Consider the following 19,046-nt stretch of genomic DNA (forward strand, 5'->3'; position numbering starts at 1 on the left):
AACGATTTTGCGCCACCATTGCGCCTCGTTGTAGCGCAAGCTGTACTCCTTACACGTCCGGCGATTGGACTTAAGATTGTATACAAGCCATTTGTGGCCAATCGCCGTTGTGGTACAGAAATTGCTTTTTCCTTGTGAGACTTCAAGGAGAAAAACATGAAAGCGATCGTGATTGGTGGCGGTATTGGCGGTACGTGTGCGGCGATTGCGCTGAAGCGTTTTGGTATCGAGACCGCTGTATACGAGGCGGTGAAAGAGATCAAACCGGTCGGCGCGGCCATTTCAATCTGGCCAAACGGTGTGAAATGCCTGAATTATCTTGGCATGAAAGACGCGCTGCGGGCGCTCGGCGGGCAAATGCGCTTCATGGCGTACAAAGAATATCAGCAAGGCCAGACCATGACGCGATTCAGTATGGATCCGCTAATCCAGAGCGTCGGCGAACAGCCTTATCCGGTGTCGCGTGCCGAGCTACAGTCGATGTTGCTCGATACTTATGGGCGCGACAAGGTGCAGTTCGGCAAGCGCGTGACGCACATTGAAGAGTCAGCCGACAGCGTCACCGCCTGGTTTGACGACGGTACTTCCGCCACCGGCGATTTACTGATCGCCGCCGACGGCACTCATTCTGTGATCCGTCAGCGCGTGCTTGGCTACGCCACTGAGCGCCGCTATGCCGGTTACGTTAACTGGAACGGGCTGGTGGAAATCGACGAAAGCATCGCGCCCGCCGATCAGTGGACGACGTTTGTTGGTGAAGGGAAACGCGTTTCCCTGATGCCGGTGAGCGGCAACCGTTTCTACTTCTTCTTCGACGTGCCGCTGCCCAAAGGTTTGCCGGAAGACCGCGACACATTGCGCGACGATTTACAGCGTTATTTTGCCGGATGGGCTGCGCCGGTGCAGAAACTCATCGGGATGATCAATCCGCAAACCACCAACCGCGTGGAAATCCACGACATCGACCCGTTTATGCAACTGGTGAAGGGGCGCATTGCACTGCTGGGGGATTCCGGCCATAGCACCACGCCGGACATCGGGCAGGGCGGCTGCGCGGCGATGGAAGATGCCGTCGTGCTGGCGAACATGCTGCAAACTAATTCGTTGGGGATTGAAGATGCACTACTACGCTATCAGGAAAAACGCGCGTATCGCGTGAAGGACCTGGTGCTGAAGGCGCGCAAGCGTTGCGACGTTACCCACGGCAAAGAAATGGCGGTGACCGAACAATGGTACGAAGACCTGAAACAGGAAACGGGCGAACGTATTCTCTCCGGCATGTGCGAAACTATTTTGGGCGGGCCGCTGGAATAATCTCTCTTAATTTGTGATCTGAAGAGGCGTGTCCCCCGTATTCCCCTTTCATCAACCGTAAAGTTCTCTGCGTTTTTGCCGAAAATAGCATCAGTAGGATCATGATATCCACTGGCGCTATGCGCAGAAAACATAGGGACTTATCGGCATGACAATCAATTCTCTGGCAGGAAATCAGTCGGTTATGCCACTGGTAACCGCAATAAAAACAACGGCGACGGTGTCCTCCGCTGTGGTTCAACAGCCGGCTGCTACTCCGCAGTCGACCGCTGTTACCCTCGGTCAGACGACAACCAGTACGCCGGTTTACACCATCACCCGGCCGGCTTTGGTCTGGGAAAGTGCTTCAGGTGATCTTCTTTCTTCAAAACTCGCAGGTAACTTCAGTGCCTCCGGGAATGCGGCGCGTTTTGCCGGTCTCGGTTCGGCGCTGATGGAGCGCTTTGCACAAAATGGCGGAAATTATTCGCAGTCCGTCATCAGACAGACATCTGCATCGCAGGCGGATTCTGCCTCGTCGCTGGCGACCGTTTCTAAGCAATCGCAACTGCACACTAAAGCTGACAATCAGATCAGCCTGAGCATCAAAACCGCCAGCGGCGCGCTGGTGGAGATCACACTCGGGAGTGATGATGACGGCCTTGGTGTGCAGGTCAACGTCAGCAAAGGCACGCTGAGTGATACCGACAGGCAAGCGCTGGCGAAGATGGCCGACGGTTTTCAGAAAGCTATTGATGGGCTGACGGCGCAGCCGCCGAAGCTCGATCTGAGCGGCCTGACGAAGTTTGATACCTCGGTGCTGACGTTTGTTGATCTGCACGCCAGCTTGGGCACGGACAATACGCAGACGCTGGATTTCCACGCTGATGCCAGTACCCGTTCGGCGAAATCTTCCGGGATTGACGGCACTGTAGATATCAGCGTGGACATGAGTAAGCGCGCACTTCTGGGCACCGACAGCCAGCAGACGCAGGCGCTGAATCAGTATCTGAAGCAGTTCGACAGTGCGGGTGTGCGCGGCAACGCCAATGATTCGCTGATGTCGATGTTCAAAGATGCCTTCACGGCGCTGAACAGCAATTATGGTGAGACGTCGACGACGCACAAAAGCAGCGGTAAAGAGCCGGTATATTTCTCACTGACGAAGACTGATAAAAACATGGTCTCCGGGCTGGCAGATTTCACAGCGTCAATCTCACAGACGCCGGGGGATAAAACCAACCCGATGCGTCCTGACGAAGTGGACACCTTCTCCTATCAGGTTTCGCAGTCGAGCAGCATTACAGGAACCGGCACGCAGGATCGCAACATCTCGCAGAAACAGCAGTCTCATCTGGTTGCCAGCTACCACAAATCGCTGACACCAGGCTTAAAGCTCAACCTGACGACTGACCGTAATTCGCAGAATTACCTGTATTATCAGATTAATGATAAAGCAGAGAGCGCCACGAATATCCAGTATCAGAAGGGAGCCTTGGTGAGTGCATCGGTGGATCAGACCGCCAGTACGTCCACGCATATCCAAAAGTATGTGAAGGGATGGCTCGAGTCAGACACCACCACGCCGGTGGAAACGTCGAAAACCACCGATTTGCTCGGTAAGCTGCAATCAGCCTGGGAAAATGATAAATCCCGGATGTCATTTCAGGATTACCTGACAAAGCACTCGTTGCCGGATCTGAGCAGTCTCGTGTTGCTGGAAGCTGATCCTGATCAGCTACAAAAAAGTTCAACGACGTTCTGATAGCGTTTCAAAACAGCCTCGCGAGAGGCTGTAAACCCTCCTCATACCATCTCAAACTTCGTGCCTTTCAGCACAATGTCTGAAAATTGCAGATGATGCATAAACTCTCGCAGAATCAGCAAAGTGGCAGCGAAATCATTGCCGTCGGGTAAACCTTCAAAGTGTGCAGGTCGGCCATTAATCACCAAAGCCAGCCGGTCGAATGTGCGTTCGACGGCCTCGACGGAGAGCGTCATCACTTCATTTTCTGCCACACCGGCAATCCGGGCCAGTGCGCGGATATCGTTGTCACTGCTAAATAACTGTGCGCCGTGCGGGATGTCATGACGGATGCGACTGATCTCATCTTCGACCACCATGATCGCAGTTTCCATTTCATCCGGGGTTGGCGGTGAGTGACGAAAATAACCGACGGAAGTCAGCTGCGAGCCGAGCGTCATTGGCAGGGTTTTGTCTTTGCCGTCAGTATTTCTGATGGTAATCAGCGTTTCTTCGCTGCCGATATGCAGCAGTACAGCAGGTGTAGTCATCAGCGATTCTCCCAAACGTGTATTTTCTAACTTACTCTGAATACACCCGAACGGTCTATCCCGCCAGCAGTGCATTACGCCTGGCAAACTCTTTGACCATCCAGTCGATAAACACCCGCACGCGGGGCGAAAGCTGCCGGTTGCGCGGATAAAGCAGGGAAACTGGCATTGAACCCACCGGGAAATTCGCCAGAATGTGCACCAGTTTTCCCTGAGCCAGATCCTCCTCCAGGCCGTACTTAGGTACCTGAATGATCCCCATCCCTCGCCGTGCCGCTTCTTTCATGCTTTCTGCGCCGCTGACCGACAGGCTGGCCGGCAGCATCACGTCACGCGATTTTCCCTGCATCTGAAACACCAGCGGCAACAGGCCACCGGTCGCGCTTGAGCGGTAACCAATCATCCGGTGAGTGCTGAGATCATCAGGCGAGTTGGGGATACCGAAACGTTGCAGATAGTTCGGGCTGGCGCAGGTGATTTCAGCGAGCGTTCCCAGCGGGCGGGCCACCATATCGCTGTCTTTCAGCTCACCGGCGCGGATCACGCAGTCGATACCTTCGCGGACTAAATCCACCAGCCGGTCACCTTCGCTCAGATAAAACTCGATATCAGGATACTGCGCCAGAAAATCCGGCAGGCCGGGCAACAAAAAATGTCGCGCCAGCGTCCCGTGCGCATCCACCCGCAGCAGCCCTTTCGGTTGCGCACCGGCGAAAGCCATCTCTGCATCTTCCACGTCGGCCAGAATGCGCAGGCAGCGCTGATAATAAGCTTCACCATCCAGCGTCGGACTGACGTGGCGCGTCGTTCGTTGTAGCAAACGTACGTTAAGCCTGGCCTCCAGCTGCTTGATGGCATCAGTCACCGTTGAGCGTTTGAGACTCAGATCCTCTGCGGCCTGCGTAAAACTGCGCAGTTCCACCACGCGGGTAAACAGCCGCATGCTCTCGAGTTTATCCATAATGATTGTTCGCCTTTACCGGATAGTGATATCGAATATCGGGTAATTATCCGGCAGCGTCAATCCGCTATGCTTGGTTCACTGAACGATAATTATCCTTAAGGAAACACCCCATGACCTCTTCGACTCAAAACAAGGTGGCGCTGGTGACCGGCGCATCGCGCGGCATTGGTGCAGCAATCGCAGAGCGGCTCGCGCAGGACGGCTTCACGGTCATCGTGAACTATGCCCGCGGCGCGGCAGAGGCGGATGCGGTGGTGAGTAAGATCGAAAAAGCGGGCGGAAAAGCGGTCAGCATACCGGCTGATGTCAGCGATGCAGTCGCTGTCCGCATGATGTTTGCCCGCGCAGAACAGGCGTTTGGCGGCGTGGATGTGCTGGTCAATAACGCCGGGATCATGACGCTCTCCGCGATTGCAGACACCGACGACGCAGCGTTTGACCGCCTCATCGACATCAATTTGAAAGGCACTTTTAACACTCTGCGCGAAGCGGCAAAAAACCTGCACGACGGGGGCCGCATTATCAATTTCTCATCCAGCGTGGTGGGTTTATATCAGCCGACGTATGGCGTCTACGCCGCGACGAAAGCCGCAGTGGAAGCGCTGAGCCGTGTCCTGACTAAAGAAATGCGTGGCCGCAATATTACCGTGAACACGGTAGCGCCCGGTCCGACGGCAACGGATTTATTCCTAAACGGCAAATCTGAGCAGTTGATTGAAAATATCGCTAAAATCGCGCCGCTCCAACGCCTCGGACAGCCCGAAGACATCGCCTCCGTCGTCGCCTTCCTCGCGGGTCCCGACGGTGCGTGGATTAACGGGCAAACGCTGAAGGCGAACGGGGGGATTATTTGAGGGCATAACTGTAAATCACGCGTACTGTGCTTCACCATTGCCGAAGGACCAGTTCTCTTTCGGCACTTCCACCAGACTGATAAACACATCTTCCAGACGCAAACCCACTCTTTCATGCAGGCCATAAGCAACGGCGTGATAGAAGGCTTTTTTCATTTCCACTGTACGGCCAGTATTTAGCGTGATCTGAATGACGATACAGTTTGGGCTACGCTGGATATCCAGATAGTCCGGAGAAATCATCATTTCTTCCGGAGAGTGTTCGGCGATGACAATAAACCGGTCGTTTTCCGGTACGTTCATCTGGGCACGCAATGCCTCGTAAACGGTATCGCCCACGGTTTTGCGGTAGGTTTCGGGTTTTCCTTCGACCATATCAATACGAACAAATGGCATCTTTATATCCTCATTTTTATTTGCAGGGCACGCATCTCGCTGGATGCGGCCTTTCAGGTATGCATGATGAGGAGTGATTCTGTCGAGCTAATTTTTATGTAAGGAGGTTATTCGTCTCAAACTACCGCTACCTTCCGCCTGAACATTTCCAGCCAACCCGGGCGGCAGAACATCACCAGATTACCGAGCAGGATCAGCGCCAGCCCGATGACGGCGTTGGTGTGCCATTGATAGCCTTCGTAGAAGGTGGAAACCGTCAGGGCGACCAGTGGGAACAGCAGGGTGCTGTAGGCGGCCTGACTGGCACCGATGCGGCCTACCAGCGTGAAGTAAATCCCGAAAGCGAGTACCGAGCCGAATACCGAAAGATAGACCAGCGAGCCGAGATACTGCGGAGTCAGATCGATGGCAAATGATGCGCCCTGAAACAGGCTCAGTGCACCCATCACTGCGGTGCCGTAGAACATTGCGTAGGTGTTGGTCGAGAGCACGTCCAGACCGCGGCGCTGATGGCGGGCGCTGATCATATTGCCCAGCGAGAAACCGTAAGTGCCAAGCAGGCTAAGGCCGATGCCTTTCAGCAATTCAGGCGCGATGTGTGCGGCACTCAAATCATGCCAGAACAGCGTGACGATCCCCGCCAGCCCGAGAAGGGATGCCGGGATCACCGCCGGTGCCAGTTTTTGACGGAAAAAAAGCATGCCGTTAAAGGCGTTAAACAGCACCGCCATCGAAAAAATCACTGATTCCAGCCCGCTGGTGATGTAAGACGCGGCGTGATAGAAACAGTAAAAGTTGAAGGCGAAGACACAGCAGCCCTGCACCATGCAGAACAGGTGGTCTTTCAGAGCCAGACGACGCAGACGACGGGCGGCCAGCAGCGCCACCAGCATGATCACCGCCGCCAGCAGGAAGCGGTAAAAAATCGATACCGTCACAGGCACATCGCCCTGTTGCAGATAAATTGCAAACCAGGTCGTGCCCCAGATAATAATCACGGAGATATAAAGCAGTGCATTCATGTACTTCTCTCATCGAAAATAATGGTCTGAGAGAAGTGTGCGGAAAGTCGGTGGCGTTGGCTTGCAGCGGATTGCGGTGAGTTGCAGATTCTTGCGCATTTTTTTCTGCGCCAAAGCAGCTAAATCTGGCTCTGATGCTGCCAAAACCCGTAAACTGGACGTATTCTTCCTTCCACCGGTGCATGCCATGACTAAGGTTTATCAGGCTTTCGACACGCTGCGTAAGCACAAAGCGGTTCTGCACGACAGTGTGGAACTGGGTTCCGGCATTCAGCTGGCAGCCTGGTCGAATAAAAATGACACCGTGACGCAGGAAAGCTCCGATCACCATACGCTGAGCCTTTACGTCGCTGACGGTTATGAGTGCTATCACAAAACACGTGGCGGCTGGCGCAACGGCGGCGGGCCAGACCGGTTTTGCATCATGCCGAAAAACAGCATGTCCAGCTGGGATGTGCGTGATGATTTGTCGTTCGTACATCTGTATTGCACCGACGGGCATCTGCGGCATCTGGTGGAGCAAACATGGGACCGCAGCCCCGCCTCGATTCAGATGGAAGAGCGCACGTTCGAGGAAGATCCACAGATCACTCTGCTGTATCGACACTTTTTGCTCAGCAGCCAATGGCAGGAAAACAGCAATCAGCTGATGCTCAGCAGCGCAGCAAACCTGCTGATGGCGCATCTGGTGAAGAATTACACCCATCTGCAATGGGCGTTGCCGACGGTGCGCGGCGGACTGGCTCCGCATATTCTCAACCGCGTGAAAGACTATATTCATGCCAATCTTGCACAGCCCCTGATGCTGCCTGAACTTGCATTGCTGGCGGAGCTCAGCGAGTTCCATTTTGCGCGTATGTTCAAACAAAGTATGGGCATGGCACCGCATCAGTACGTGATGAATGCACGACTGATCCGCGCGGAACAACTACTGAAATCCACCGGCATGGAGATCACTACTATTGCGCTGGAATGCGGGTTCAGTTCCACCAGCCATTTCAGCAACCGCTTTAAATCCGTGCGCGGCATGACGCCGACGGCGCTGCGCAGCGGCATTATCGTTTGAAATTTTTTCCCTTCTGTTCTGCTCTCTTCCTGTCCCCTCAGTTCTGGTGCTAATTTAACGGCTGTCCAAACTATCAGAGAAAATCTCAGGGAAAACTATGCACACCCAGGTCCCCGTTATTGAAACCGAACGCCTGATTTTACGCGGTCATCGCGTTGATGATTTTGAAGCGATTGCCGCGCAGTGGGCCGATCCCGCCGTGGTGAAATTCATTGGCGGAACCCCGTCGAGCCACGAAGCCAGCTGGAGCCGCTTGCTGCGTTATCCCGGCCACTGGCAGATGCTGGGCTTTGGCTACTGGATTGTGTACGAAAAGCATAATGGTGCAGAAGGGGCATTTGCCGGAGAGATAGGGCTGGCGGATTACCAGCGTGAAATCGCGCCCTCGCTCGACGGCATGGCGGAAATGGGTTGGGTGATTGCGCCTGCATTTCACGGAAAAGGTTACGCCTTCGAAGCTGCGCAGGCGGTGCTGAAATGGGCCGATACACATCTCGATCGTCAGCTATGCTGCATTATTGACCCGGAGCATCAGGCGTCAATCCGGCTGGCGGAAAAGTGCGGATTTGTCGCGGAAACCGACACCACTTATCACGGCTCGGCGACGCGGATTTTTCTCCGCCGCCGGTAATCTCACCCGTCATGGCGGTTGTTCCATTTTGCAGGGGAAATCATGCTGAAAATTCTGGGTAAATCGACGTCGATCAATGTACGTAAGGTGTTGTGGACCTGTCATGAGCTGGGGCTTGAGGTTGAACAGGAGCAATATGGTTCGGGTTTTCAGTCCACACAGACGCCGGAATTTAAGGCGCTGAACCCGAATGCGATGGTCCCTGTGCTGCTCGACGATGAGTTTGTGCTGTGGGAGTCCAATGTAATTTGCCGCTATCTGGCGGCGAGGGAAGGGCGGGAGGATTTGCTGTCGACGGAGCCGAAACGCCGTGCGCTGGCCGAACAATGGATGGACTGGCAGGCGGGCGAACTGAACAATTCCTGGCGCTATGCGTTTCCGGCGCTGGCGCGTAACAGTCCGCAGCATACCGATCCTGCATTGATTGATGCCGGTGTCAGCGAATGGAACCGCCATATGCAGATGCTGGAAGAACAACTCCGGCGCAGCGGCGATTACGTGCTGGGCGATAATTTTTCGCTGGCTGATATTCCTCTCGGACTTTCTGTAAACCGCTGGTCGATGACGCCAATGCCACGCCCGACACTGCCTGCGGTCTCGGCCTATTATGACCGGTTGAATCAGCGCGAAGGTTACCGGCTGTTTGGCCGAAACGGCATGGTATGAGTCGTCCTTGCTGATTTACAAGCGATGTAATAAAAAATGACGCAGCACTGTCCGGCGCTGCGTCATTATATTTTTCTTTTTGTCTAATAAACGTATCGGTTTATTTAAAATCGACTCTCATGAGCTCGGGGATGGTCTGGCCATGCGTCGAGTAAACGCATTTATCAATATAACTTTTAAACGCCGCAGGTTTGGGAATGCCCATATCCATCAGCCGGGAATTATCAAATTTCACGTTTAATTGTGCGAAACCGCCGTACAGTTTAATGGCGCGTAAAATAATCTTGTCATTACAAGGGCCGAGCACATCTTTAAACTGTTTACGGATGCCGGTAAATTCCTGATAACTGATCTGCTCATACTCGCTAATAATGCGCGACGTATTATTGGCTTTTGCTACTGACGTATCAATTTCATGGAAAGGCGTACACATCTCTGCGCCGGAGGAAATATGGTAGAAACTGTGGCTCAGTTCATCGGCCAGGCAGAGTTTCACCAGTACCATGGCGCAGTAATCTACCGGAATAACATCCACTTCATCATCGAGATTACAGGTGAATTTTTTCAGTTTAATCGCCATCATGAACACCCAGAAAATGCTGCTGGAAGGCTGGCAGCCATACTGAGTGTGACCAACGATAATCGATGGACGCGCCACCACAAACGGCAGCGTCGGGCATTCTGAACGCACCAGATTCTCGATAGCGCGTTTGGAAATGGTGTACTGAACCAGATCTTCGTTGTGTTCGTTGTCCGGCATTCCTTCGTAGAACACGCTGTCTTTGTCCGGCATCGAGGCCATTGCCGTACCGACGTGGACAAAACGCTGCAGTCCTTTCACCTGCGCCATACGTTTGGCGAATACCAGAGAACCCTCGACGTTCACCCGCCACATCGCCGGATTGTTACCGAACGAGGCAATCGCAGCGCAATTGATCACGTGGGTGACGTCATCTAAACGCGCATCGTGAATAAAACTTTCTGGCTCGGCAAGGTCGCCGGTCAAAATAGATTGTTCCGTTAGCGTGGAAAGTAATTTGTCGCTTAATTCAAATTTTTTTAAATTATCGATGATTCTGGCGAGTCCCGTCGCATTATCGTCGGCCCTGACTAATAATAATATTTGGTTTTTTTCCGTTAATTTCTGGCGTAAGAAATATTCAACAACTGCGCCGCCGACAAAACCGGTGGCTCCGGTAATTAAAATACTGTTCATCATTAAGACCTGCAACGGGAAAGTGATGCGACAGTACCACCGGCATGATAAACGAAACGTATACCGTTTTTTGCGCTTATTAAACGGTAGCTCAACAGCACGAAAAGCTTAAAAATTTTGAAAAGTTCATTCTTATCCAAAATTAAATAACTGGCATTTATTACTTACACCGGGAAACAACTTTATAAAACCCGTGGGAAGTAATAAAGCATCATTTAAGTCAAATTATGCCGTAATCTGCCGGGGAGGAACGCCGACGTGCAGGTGACATTTTTTGCAGGTAAAAGCGAGAAGATACGTGCAGAAAGTATCCACCATGCTGTCACTACGTTAAACTAGTGATGTTTAGGGGGTCTGTCTTTTGACCGGTCTATAGCGATAACGAGGATGACGCGAACGGCGTGTCTGGTGTGTAATGCAGGGAATATCGCGCAGGTCATTCCCTCACGCGCTGAAATAAGGTACAAGGCTGCATGAAAATCCCAAATAGAATCCAACCTCTGGTGGATGACGGCCTGATAGACGATGTGGTCCGTCGACTGAAAAGTGGCAAAGAAGCCGACGTTTACACTGTTTTATGCGGTGAAGAGATCCGTTGCGCCAAGGTTTACAAGGAAGCGACGCAGCGTAGCTTCAAGCAGGCCGTGCAGTATCAGGAAGGCCGAAAAGTCCGTAACAGCCGCAACGCACGTGCGATGCAAAAAGGCTCGAAGTTTGGCCGTAAACAGCAGGAAGAATCCTGGCAGACGGCGGAAGTCGATGCGCTGTTTCGTCTGGCAAATGCCGGTGTGCGCGTACCGCAGCCCTATATTTGCCTCGACGGTGTACTGCTGATGGAACTCATCACCGACGGTGATGGCGTGGTTGCGCCGCGTCTGAGCGATGTGATCCTCACGGAAGAAGAAGCCGTCGCCGATTTCGAGACGATGATCCGCAATATCGTGCGGATGCTTTGCGCCGGTATCGTTCACGGTGATTTGTCAGAATTTAACGTGCTGATGGATGCCGAAGGACCGGTGATTATCGATCTGCCTCAGGCAGTGGATGCGGCAGCTAATAATCATGCCGAATCCATGTTTGAGCGCGATGTGAATAACATGACCGAATACTACAGCCGCTTTGCACCGCAACTGGAAACCACGCGTTATGCGAAAGAAATCTGGGCATTGTATGAAGATGGCAAACTGACGCCGGAAACCATTCTGACCGGTGAGTTCGCAGAAGATACGCATAAAGCCGATGTAGATTCACTGCTCGATGAAATCATTGCCGCCGAAGATGAGTTTTACGATCGTCAGCGGGCAATGAAGGAACGAGATTTCGACTGAGTTGCTCAGTCAGGCATCACCGCATGTTTCCCGCAAAAACCGGCGTTCTGCAAAATATGCTGGCCGGTTTCTGAAAGGATGAAGTCCGCCAGCGGTTTCGCTTTTTCGGTACAGGTGGCGAGCGCATAGCTGGCGCGCACGTTGTAATCAGCAGGAATATTAAAGACCTCCAGCTCATCGTTTTCCCGCAGCAGGGTGGCGTAACTGGTGTAGCCGATAAACACGTCGGCCTGCCCGGTACAAATCAGCCATTCTGCCGCCAGTTTCCCCTCCGGCACCTTCGCCGAGTTCTCACCGCCCACCAGTCGCAGCGCTTTATTGCGCAGTATCGCACCGGCATCCGGATGGCGACGCTCGATCTGCTCGAACATCTTCCAGGTGTAATCTCCGGACGGATCGCTCAGCGGCGTTGAGGTCGCCAGGCGAAAACGCGGATCGAGCAGAACACTCAGCCAGTTCAGCTTCTCCAGATCCGGCCCTTTGCGCGCCGTCACGCACAGGCTGTTGCCGCAGAACGTTTCCACGCTTAGCGCCTTGCCGTGCTGTTGCAGTGCCAGCGGATGCGTAGTGTTCGCCGAGGCAAACAAATCCGTTTTCTCCCCTTTTTCGATGCGCTCACGCAGCAGCCCGGCGGGGCCGAATTCCGTCACCACTTTGGTGCCAGTTTGTGCCAGAAACGCCTCACACAGAGGCGCCCACGCTCGTCGCAGGCTGCCTGCGGCGAGCACTTTGATCGCTTTGGTCATCAGATCTCCTTGTCACATTGCTTCAAAATATGCGCGACGCCGGAGAAGAAAATTATTTCCCGGCGTGCGGGGCTTTTGCGGCGGGTTTGAAATCCGTCCGGTAGAAGCGTTGATAGTAGGCATCGGCCTGTTTTTGCATATCGATGTCGGTGAATTTTTGCGGATACAATTTTTTCGCCATCCATAATTCACCGATCGCCATCGCTTCAGGCATCGGGTAGCCCCAGGCTTTGGCGTATTCCGGCATCAGGTAGACACGGTGATTTTTCACTGCGTCGATACTCTGCCAGTTCGGATCCTGGGTGATCTGTCCGACCACTTCCGGATACCTGTCCTGCACGAAGATCACCTGCGGGTTCCAGGCGATCACCTGTTCAAGCGATACCTGCTTGTAACCTTTCACCGTCGCAGCGGCCACGTTCATTGCCCCCGCGCGGGCCATCATCAGACCGGTATATTTACCGGAACCGTAGGTGGTCAGGTCAGGATTGGCCATATACGTGCGGATACGCTGGTCAGCTGGAATGGTTTTCAGCCGGTCGCCCGTTAACTGGCGCTGTGAAAAAGTATAGTCGATCAATGCCTGCGCCTGTTTCTGGCGGTTCACCACCTCACCAATCAACTGAATGCCTTTTTTCAATCCTTCGGTATAGGCTTTGTCCTCATCCGGCAGCGCCGGGTTCATCTTGTGTTCTTCGCCCTTCGGGTCGTCACGCAGGGAAACTGCCACCACGGCGATGCCGGTCTGACTAATCTGGTCGATCATTTCCTGTGGTGCATAGTTGGTGACGAACACCACCTGTGGATGCAGTGCCACCACGCTTTCCAGATTCACGCTGGTCAGATCGCCCACCACCGGCGTTTTCACCAGCGACGGCGCGAGACGCACGTAGCCGCTGCCGAGCTGCTGCTGCCAGTTATTGAGTACGCCGACGATGTCTTTAGTGGCGTCCAGCTGTACCAGCAGATTCAGGGTTTGATGTTGCAGCACGACCACGCGATCAACTTCATCAGGGATCGTGACCTGACGGCCCAGCTGGTCGGTAATCTGGCGGGAAGCGAGAGCGGAATGCGAAGCAAAGCTCAGAACGAGTCCGAGTAAAACGGTGGATGAAAAAGTGCGCACGGAGAAATCCTCTGGTTTCGTTATGCAGAGAATTATATAGCGTTAATAACGTGATGAATATGACTGGCGACAATGCCGCTTCTAGAAACAGCACTGTCGCCAAAGAGAAGCGTTACTTACGGCCTTCGGTGAGCATTTTCACCGCCAGCCCGCCGAGCACTGCGCCCATCAGCCAGCGCTGAATGACCATCCACAAAGGACGACCTGCCAGAAATGCCGCGATATAGCCTGCCGAAACCGCGATCAGCGCATTAAACGTAAAGCTTATCATGATTTGCGAACCGCCCAGCACCAGTGACTGCATCAGCACATGCCCCTGCGACGGTACAATAAATTGTGGCAGCAAAGAAAGGTAGAGCACGGCCGCTTTCGGATTCAGCAAATTGGTCACCAGTCCCATGGTGAACAGCTTTTTGTTGCTGTCTTGCGGTAAATCCTTCACCTGAAACGGTGAGCGCCCGCCGGGTTTCACCGCATTCCACGCCATATACAGCAGGTAGGCCGCGCCACAAATGCGCAGCGCATCATAGGCAAACGGCACTGCCATCAGCAATGCGGTGATGCCCAGCGCTGAAAACACCATATAAAACAGAAAACCGACCACTACGCCGCCGAGCGAGATAAGCCCCGCTTTCGGGCCCTGACACAGTGAACGCGAGATCAGATAAATCATGTTCGGGCCGGGTGTGAGCACCAGTCCGACGCAAATCAATAAAAAGGGCAGCAAATGGGCGGCATCGGGCATGGCATTCTCCGGTGAAATCAAAAACGTCGAGCATAAAGATATAGTGGTTTTCAGGCTGTTTTGGCAAGCCTTTAGAAAATGATTATCACGCCGGTTGTCATCCTGCCTTCATCGTCACCAGATAAAATCATGTACATTCTATGAGAGGGATTTTCCCTTCAGACTATAAATCAGGATTGATGATGACCAATACCACGATGTCCGTGCGTCTGGCGAAAGCCAGCCAGATTACGGCACAGGCCGCTGAACTGGCGCTGGGATTTTTTAACCGCCGTGACAGCATAGAAGTCAGCAGTAAACGTCCGCAGGATTTCGTGTCAGAGGCCGATGTGGCCGTGGAGCAGTTTATCCGCGCGCAGCTGGCTGAGCATTTTCCGCAGGATGCCATCATTGGCGAGGAGATGGGCGGCGTGCTGACGGACGCGGCCTGTTGGGTGATCGACCCGATTGACGGCACGTCGAATTTTCTGCGCGGTTCGCCGCTGTGGGGCATATCGCTCGGGCTGGTGGAGAACAAGAAGCCGGTGATCGGCGTGGTTGCGCTGCCGGTGTTAAATGAGGTGTTCGCCGCAGAATCCGGTAAAGGCATCTTCCATAACGGCAAACCTTTCCGCCGTGATGACCGTTTTGGCGATGTGCAGATTGTCTCGCTGGGCGACAGTTCTGACGACAAGCTGGATGAAGCCTCGGCGTTTTATCGCGGCCTGCGGGCGGCTGAGTGGTCGGTGCATTGCTATCGCTGTACTACCATCGGCATGGTTTTCGCCGCTAAAGGGATTATTGACGGTCACCTGCAACGCCGCACCACGCTGTGGGATATCGCCGGGGGGGCGGTTTTGTGTCAGGAAGCCGGGTTGCAAACTGTCGTCCGCTTTACCGGCACAGCCGGAAACGAGAATTATCGCCATATGGCGGTCGCCACCGGAACGCCTTCACTGATGGCCACAGCAGAGTCCTTATGGCCGGGTTTCGAGCCACACTAAGACCTCGTTCTATGCCAGACCGTGCTCCCGGACATTGCCGGGGGTACAGCGGAAAAATGCCGTTCTCCTCATAATTTCCCCCGTTAAGTAACATCCTGAATTTGTCCGGCAACCGACTGATTACAGGATAAATAATCCCATTGAACAAAATGAAATGTTGTTTCACTTCACCATGAAGTTCCCCTTCGCCTGGCAGCTAAAGAATAGTAATCAGCAGATTGAAGACTACCGCGCTGGTGGAACAGGCGGCGGAGTAATCACTGACGGAGCAGAGTCTCGAATTGCGCAACGCTGTGCGTTTTTCCGCACAGCGGCGAGTTAATTCAGAGACACTTCAGGGTTACTGCGTGATGGAATTCTGCGGCTCCCATGCAGACTCCGGGTGTCGGGCGATTTGCTCAGGTGTCATCGGACGTCCGAGCAGGTAGCCCTGTAGCGTGTCACAGCCCAGTTGGGTGAGAAAATCCTGTTGCTGGGTGGTTTCCACACCTTCTGCCACCACTTTCAGATTCAGCGTCTGGCCGAGAGCGATAATCGCCGAGACAATGCTGGCGTCTTCGCTTCCGGCAATCAGATCGTTAATAAAGGCGCCGTCTATTTTCAGCTCGCTGGCCGGTAAACGTTTCAGGTACAGCAGGCTGGAATAGCCGGTGCCGAAATCATCAATCGACGCCTTCACGCCGTACTGCGTGAGGCGCTCGAGGATCGCCACGCTGACGTCCGGGTTGCGCATCGCGGTAGTTTCAGTGACTTCCAGCGTCAGCATCTCAGGCGGAATATGGTGACGCTCCACGGTATCGATCACCATCTCCACCAGATTGGCCTGCTCAAATTGCAGGGCGGAAAGATTCACCGCCACCGTCCAGGTAGTGTGCCCGTCGAGGTGCCATTCACGTAGCTGGCGGCAGGCTTCGTTCAGGACCCATTCGCCGATGGGAATAATGAGACCGGTTTTTTCCGCCAGCGGCAGGAACACGTCCGGGCTGAGGGTTTTACCCTCGCGCTCCCAGCGCAGCAGGGCTTCGAAACCGCTTACCGGGCCGTAAGGTGCGATAAATTTCGGCTGATAATGCAGACGCAGTTCATGATGCTCGATTGCCAGACGCAGATCGTTAAGCATCTGTAGCTGATTCTGAGCATTGGCGTTCATCGACGGCTGGAAGAAGCTGTGGCCGTTGCGCCCCGAGTTTTTGGTGTGGTACATCGCCGCATCGGCATTGAGCATCAGCTCGCGTTCGTTCTCGCCGTCGCCCGGATAGACCGCGATACCAATACTGGCTGAGACCAGCAGTTCATAGCGGGAAACGTAGAACGGACGCGCAATCAGATGCACCAGTTTATCTGCCAGTTGCGAGGCATCGTGGGGTTCGGTGATTTCGGTCAGCAGGACAAATTCATCACCGCCCAGACGCGCCAGCGTATCCGACGCGCGGACATGCGACAGCAGGCGTTCTGTTACTGAGACCAGCAACTGATCGCCGATATGATGGCCGAAGGCATCGTTCACTGCTTTAAAACCATCAAGATCGATAAACAGCACGGCAAATTCGGATTCCCCGCGCGTGGCTTTCTGCACCGCCTGACCAAGGCGATCTTCGAGCAGCAAACGGTTTGGCAGTTTGGTCAGATTGTCGTGCAGCGCAAGCTGCGTCAGTTCCCGGTTAGCCTGTGCCAGCGAAGAGGCCAGCACCGAGGTGCGCGCCTGCATACGGCCGTCGAGCACCGAGATAATCAGCGTAATCGCCAGAATTGCCAGCGTCACCACAATCACCAGCAATGCCAGCCAGTTATTATCCACGCCGCTGTACGCCGCCATGCTGTGACTCATTGGCGGGAAATTAGCCGCGGCCATGCCGATGTAGTGCATACCGACAATCGCAGTGCCCATGATCACCGCCGCGCTGATGCGCAACAAACGCACATTCGGCGACTGCTGGCGCAAATGGAATGCCATCCACAGCGCCGCGCCCGAGGCCACCACGGCCACCAGCACAGAAACCATCACCCACGGCATGTTATAGACGATCGCAGGCATCATGCGCATCGCCGCCATGCCGGTGTAATGCATCGCGGCAATGCCACCGCCCATCAGCAATGAACCGGCCAGTAAGCGCATCACCGGCAACTGCGGCAGACATACCAGCCACAGCGCAAAGGCGGAAGAAATAATAGCGATGAGCATAGAGAGTAAAGTGATCAGAGGGTCGTAACCCATTGATACTGTTGAATTGAATGCCAGCATTCCGATGAAGTGCATCGACCAGACACCGATCCCCATGGCAATAGCGCCACCGGTTAACCAGAGACGGGAAGCCTTTCCCTGAGTGGTCGCGACCCGACCGGCCATATCCAGCGCGGTATAAGAGGCAAGCATTGCAACAATGAATGAAAACATCACCAGCACATTGTTGTAATTACTGGAAAACATGTAAGGCTCCACACAAGCAGGGGTCAAAAACGACGGGCTATTTTTATATTCGGCAATAATCGCAGTAGAGTTATTAAACGCGAATGAAGTCACGAGAGAGTTTTTCGTGTTATTAAGATTAATCTGTAAGTGAATTTAATCAAATAAAAAAATAGAGCCATACAATTACACTTGCGAAAAACAAGGTTTTTAAAGGCGTGATAAACAGAGAATGAAACTGTTGTCTATAGTTAACAAATAATTAAACGTCACGGGATGGAACAGAATTATGATTAAAGTACATCATCTGGATAATTCACGTTCACAGCGAATTCTGTGGATGCTGGAAGAAGTGAACGTCCCTTATGAAATTGAGCGTTATCAGCGGGATAAATCCACTATGCTGGCGCCTGCCTCCCTCAAAAAGGTGCATCCTCTGGGAAAATCACCGGTGCTGGAGGATAACGGGCTAATCCTCGCTGAATCCGGCGCTATCATTGAATACTTGCAGGAAGTTTATGATACCGAAGGGCTGCTCAAACCGGCCGCTTTTGCCGAGCGCCAGCAATACCGTTATTGGATGCATTATGCTGAAGGTTCGCTGATGCCGCTGCTGGTGATGAAACTGATATTTGGGCGTTTAGGTAAACCGCCGATGCCGTGGTTAATCCGTCCGATTGCCGGAGCGATCGGCCAGGGAGTGCAGAAAAAATACATCGACAAGCAGCTGGTCACCCATATGGATTACCTCGAACAGCATCTCGCCACGCATCCTTATTTCGCTGGTTATCAGTTCAGCGCGGCTGACATTCAGATGAGCTTCCCGGTTGAAGCCATTAATGCGCGTGCCGGGTTGGGAAAATACCCTCATCTGAATGCGTGGCTATCAAATGTCACGGCGCGCCCGGCTTATCAAAAGGCCCTGGAAACAGGAGGGCCATTTACGATAATGCGCTAGCTTTTTTAAACACCGCTGAGTTCTGACGCCGGTGTTATTTTATTTCGGGCGTTCATCAGTGAAATATTTTACTTAATGAACGCTTTTAAAAATAACCCTTAAAAACAGTCATGCTATTTTGCTTTTCATTTCTTCGATCACTGTTTTGGTTTTCTCTCTTCTTTTTCAGGGTCTTTTTTAATTCTGACGTCACTTTCCTTTTCTTTTTATACATCCACGATTTCCACGTGGCCGTCATCGTGTGCGCAACCGATACCGTTCAGTAAATCGCCACAGGAGTGAATTTGCAGCAAATTCGCATTTTTATTGACCGGACAAAGGTAAATTGTCGTCAAACGGAGTTGAAAAGA

18 protein-coding genes are annotated in these 19,046 nt (G+C 53.3%); 9 read left to right on the forward strand and 9 right to left on the reverse strand.

Annotated features, from left to right (window positions below):
• The first annotated feature begins 156 nt into the window (after window positions 1-156).
• Entirely contained in the window at window positions 157-1,314 is a 1,158-nt protein-coding gene (hpxO, locus tag GE278_01825) for an FAD-dependent urate hydroxylase HpxO (GenBank protein ID QLK59592.1), read from the forward strand.
• Between the two features lie 148 nt (window positions 1,315-1,462).
• The gene (locus GE278_01830) at window positions 1,463-3,058 is read left to right on the forward strand and encodes a hypothetical protein (protein QLK59593.1); all 1,596 of its coding nucleotides are present in this window, start codon (window positions 1,463-1,465) and stop codon (window positions 3,056-3,058) included.
• Between the two features lie 41 nt (window positions 3,059-3,099).
• Here GE278_01830 and GE278_01835 read toward each other — a convergent pair whose 3' ends face one another.
• Both GE278_01835 and GE278_01840 read right to left on the reverse strand, forming a co-directional pair.
• Complete coding sequence (locus GE278_01835) at window positions 3,100-3,588, reverse strand: hypothetical protein (protein ID QLK59594.1); 489 nt, start codon at window positions 3,586-3,588, stop codon at window positions 3,100-3,102.
• A 55-nt stretch (window positions 3,589-3,643) separates the two neighbouring features.
• Window positions 3,644-4,549: a LysR family transcriptional regulator gene (locus tag GE278_01840; protein QLK59595.1), complete on the reverse strand. Its 906-nt coding sequence runs from the start codon at window positions 4,547-4,549 to the stop codon at window positions 3,644-3,646.
• A gap of 113 nt (window positions 4,550-4,662) precedes the next feature.
• On the opposite strand from GE278_01840, the gene GE278_01845 reads away from it, so the two are divergent.
• On the forward strand, window positions 4,663-5,406 hold the full coding sequence (locus GE278_01845) for an SDR family oxidoreductase (GenBank protein QLK59596.1): 744 nt from the start codon (window positions 4,663-4,665) through the stop codon (window positions 5,404-5,406).
• 15 nt (window positions 5,407-5,421) lie between these two features.
• On the opposite strand, the gene GE278_01850 is transcribed toward GE278_01845, so the two are convergent.
• On the reverse strand, window positions 5,422-5,802 hold the full coding sequence (locus tag GE278_01850) for a tautomerase family protein (GenBank protein ID QLK59597.1): 381 nt from the start codon (window positions 5,800-5,802) through the stop codon (window positions 5,422-5,424).
• A gap of 116 nt (window positions 5,803-5,918) precedes the next feature.
• Window positions 5,919-6,824 (reverse strand): EamA family transporter, encoded by a 906-nt coding sequence (locus GE278_01855; protein QLK59598.1) that lies wholly within the window; start codon window positions 6,822-6,824, stop codon window positions 5,919-5,921.
• A gap of 187 nt (window positions 6,825-7,011) precedes the next feature.
• Between GE278_01855 and GE278_01860 the strand changes: the two genes are divergently transcribed.
• From GE278_01860 to GE278_01870, 3 genes are all read left to right on the forward strand, one after another.
• A complete protein-coding gene (locus tag GE278_01860; protein QLK59599.1) occupies window positions 7,012-7,890 on the forward strand; it encodes a helix-turn-helix domain-containing protein in 879 nt (292 codons plus the stop codon).
• Between the two features lie 97 nt (window positions 7,891-7,987).
• The gene (locus tag GE278_01865; GenBank protein ID QLK59600.1) at window positions 7,988-8,521 is read left to right on the forward strand and encodes a GNAT family N-acetyltransferase; all 534 of its coding nucleotides are present in this window, start codon (window positions 7,988-7,990) and stop codon (window positions 8,519-8,521) included.
• Between the two features lie 42 nt (window positions 8,522-8,563).
• Window positions 8,564-9,187, forward strand: a complete 624-nt coding sequence (locus GE278_01870; GenBank protein ID QLK59601.1) for a glutathione S-transferase — start codon at window positions 8,564-8,566, stop codon at window positions 9,185-9,187.
• Between the two features lie 100 nt (window positions 9,188-9,287).
• Here the strand turns inward: GE278_01870 and GE278_01875 are convergent, their stop codons facing one another.
• Window positions 9,288-10,403 carry an NAD-dependent epimerase/dehydratase family protein gene (locus tag GE278_01875; protein QLK59602.1) on the reverse strand — a complete coding sequence of 372 codons (1,116 nt, stop codon included), beginning with the start codon at window positions 10,401-10,403 and terminating at the stop codon, window positions 9,288-9,290.
• Window positions 10,404-10,876: 473 nt separating this feature from the next.
• On the opposite strand from GE278_01875, the gene GE278_01880 reads away from it, so the two are divergent.
• Window positions 10,877-11,731 (forward strand): serine protein kinase RIO, encoded by an 855-nt coding sequence (locus tag GE278_01880; protein ID QLK59603.1) that lies wholly within the window; start codon window positions 10,877-10,879, stop codon window positions 11,729-11,731.
• A gap of 5 nt (window positions 11,732-11,736) precedes the next feature.
• On the opposite strand, the gene modA is transcribed toward GE278_01880, so the two are convergent.
• The 3 genes from modA to GE278_01895 all read right to left on the reverse strand — a co-directional run bounded on the left by modA (window position 11,737) and on the right by GE278_01895 (window position 14,348).
• Complete coding sequence (gene modA / locus GE278_01885; protein QLK59604.1) at window positions 11,737-12,477, reverse strand: molybdate ABC transporter substrate-binding protein; 741 nt, start codon at window positions 12,475-12,477, stop codon at window positions 11,737-11,739.
• Window positions 12,478-12,529: 52 nt separating this feature from the next.
• A complete protein-coding gene (locus GE278_01890; GenBank protein ID QLK59605.1) occupies window positions 12,530-13,603 on the reverse strand; it encodes an ABC transporter substrate-binding protein in 1,074 nt (357 codons plus the stop codon).
• Window positions 13,604-13,715: 112 nt separating this feature from the next.
• Window positions 13,716-14,348 (reverse strand): LysE family translocator, encoded by a 633-nt coding sequence (locus GE278_01895; GenBank protein QLK59606.1) that lies wholly within the window; start codon window positions 14,346-14,348, stop codon window positions 13,716-13,718.
• Between the two features lie 182 nt (window positions 14,349-14,530).
• Between GE278_01895 and GE278_01900 the strand changes: the two genes are divergently transcribed.
• The gene (locus GE278_01900) at window positions 14,531-15,331 is read left to right on the forward strand and encodes a myo-inositol-1-monophosphatase (GenBank protein QLK63160.1); all 801 of its coding nucleotides are present in this window, start codon (window positions 14,531-14,533) and stop codon (window positions 15,329-15,331) included.
• A 340-nt stretch (window positions 15,332-15,671) separates the two neighbouring features.
• Here GE278_01900 and GE278_01905 read toward each other — a convergent pair whose 3' ends face one another.
• On the reverse strand, window positions 15,672-17,759 hold the full coding sequence (locus GE278_01905) for an EAL domain-containing protein (protein QLK59607.1): 2,088 nt from the start codon (window positions 17,757-17,759) through the stop codon (window positions 15,672-15,674).
• A 268-nt stretch (window positions 17,760-18,027) separates the two neighbouring features.
• On the opposite strand from GE278_01905, the gene GE278_01910 reads away from it, so the two are divergent.
• A complete protein-coding gene (locus GE278_01910; protein ID QLK59608.1) occupies window positions 18,028-18,696 on the forward strand; it encodes a glutathione S-transferase in 669 nt (222 codons plus the stop codon).
• The last annotated feature ends 350 nt before the right edge of the window (window positions 18,697-19,046 follow it).

The sequence above is a fragment of the Enterobacteriaceae bacterium Kacie_13 genome (genome assembly GCA_013457415.1).
Classification (GTDB): domain Bacteria; phylum Pseudomonadota; class Gammaproteobacteria; order Enterobacterales; family Enterobacteriaceae; genus Rahnella.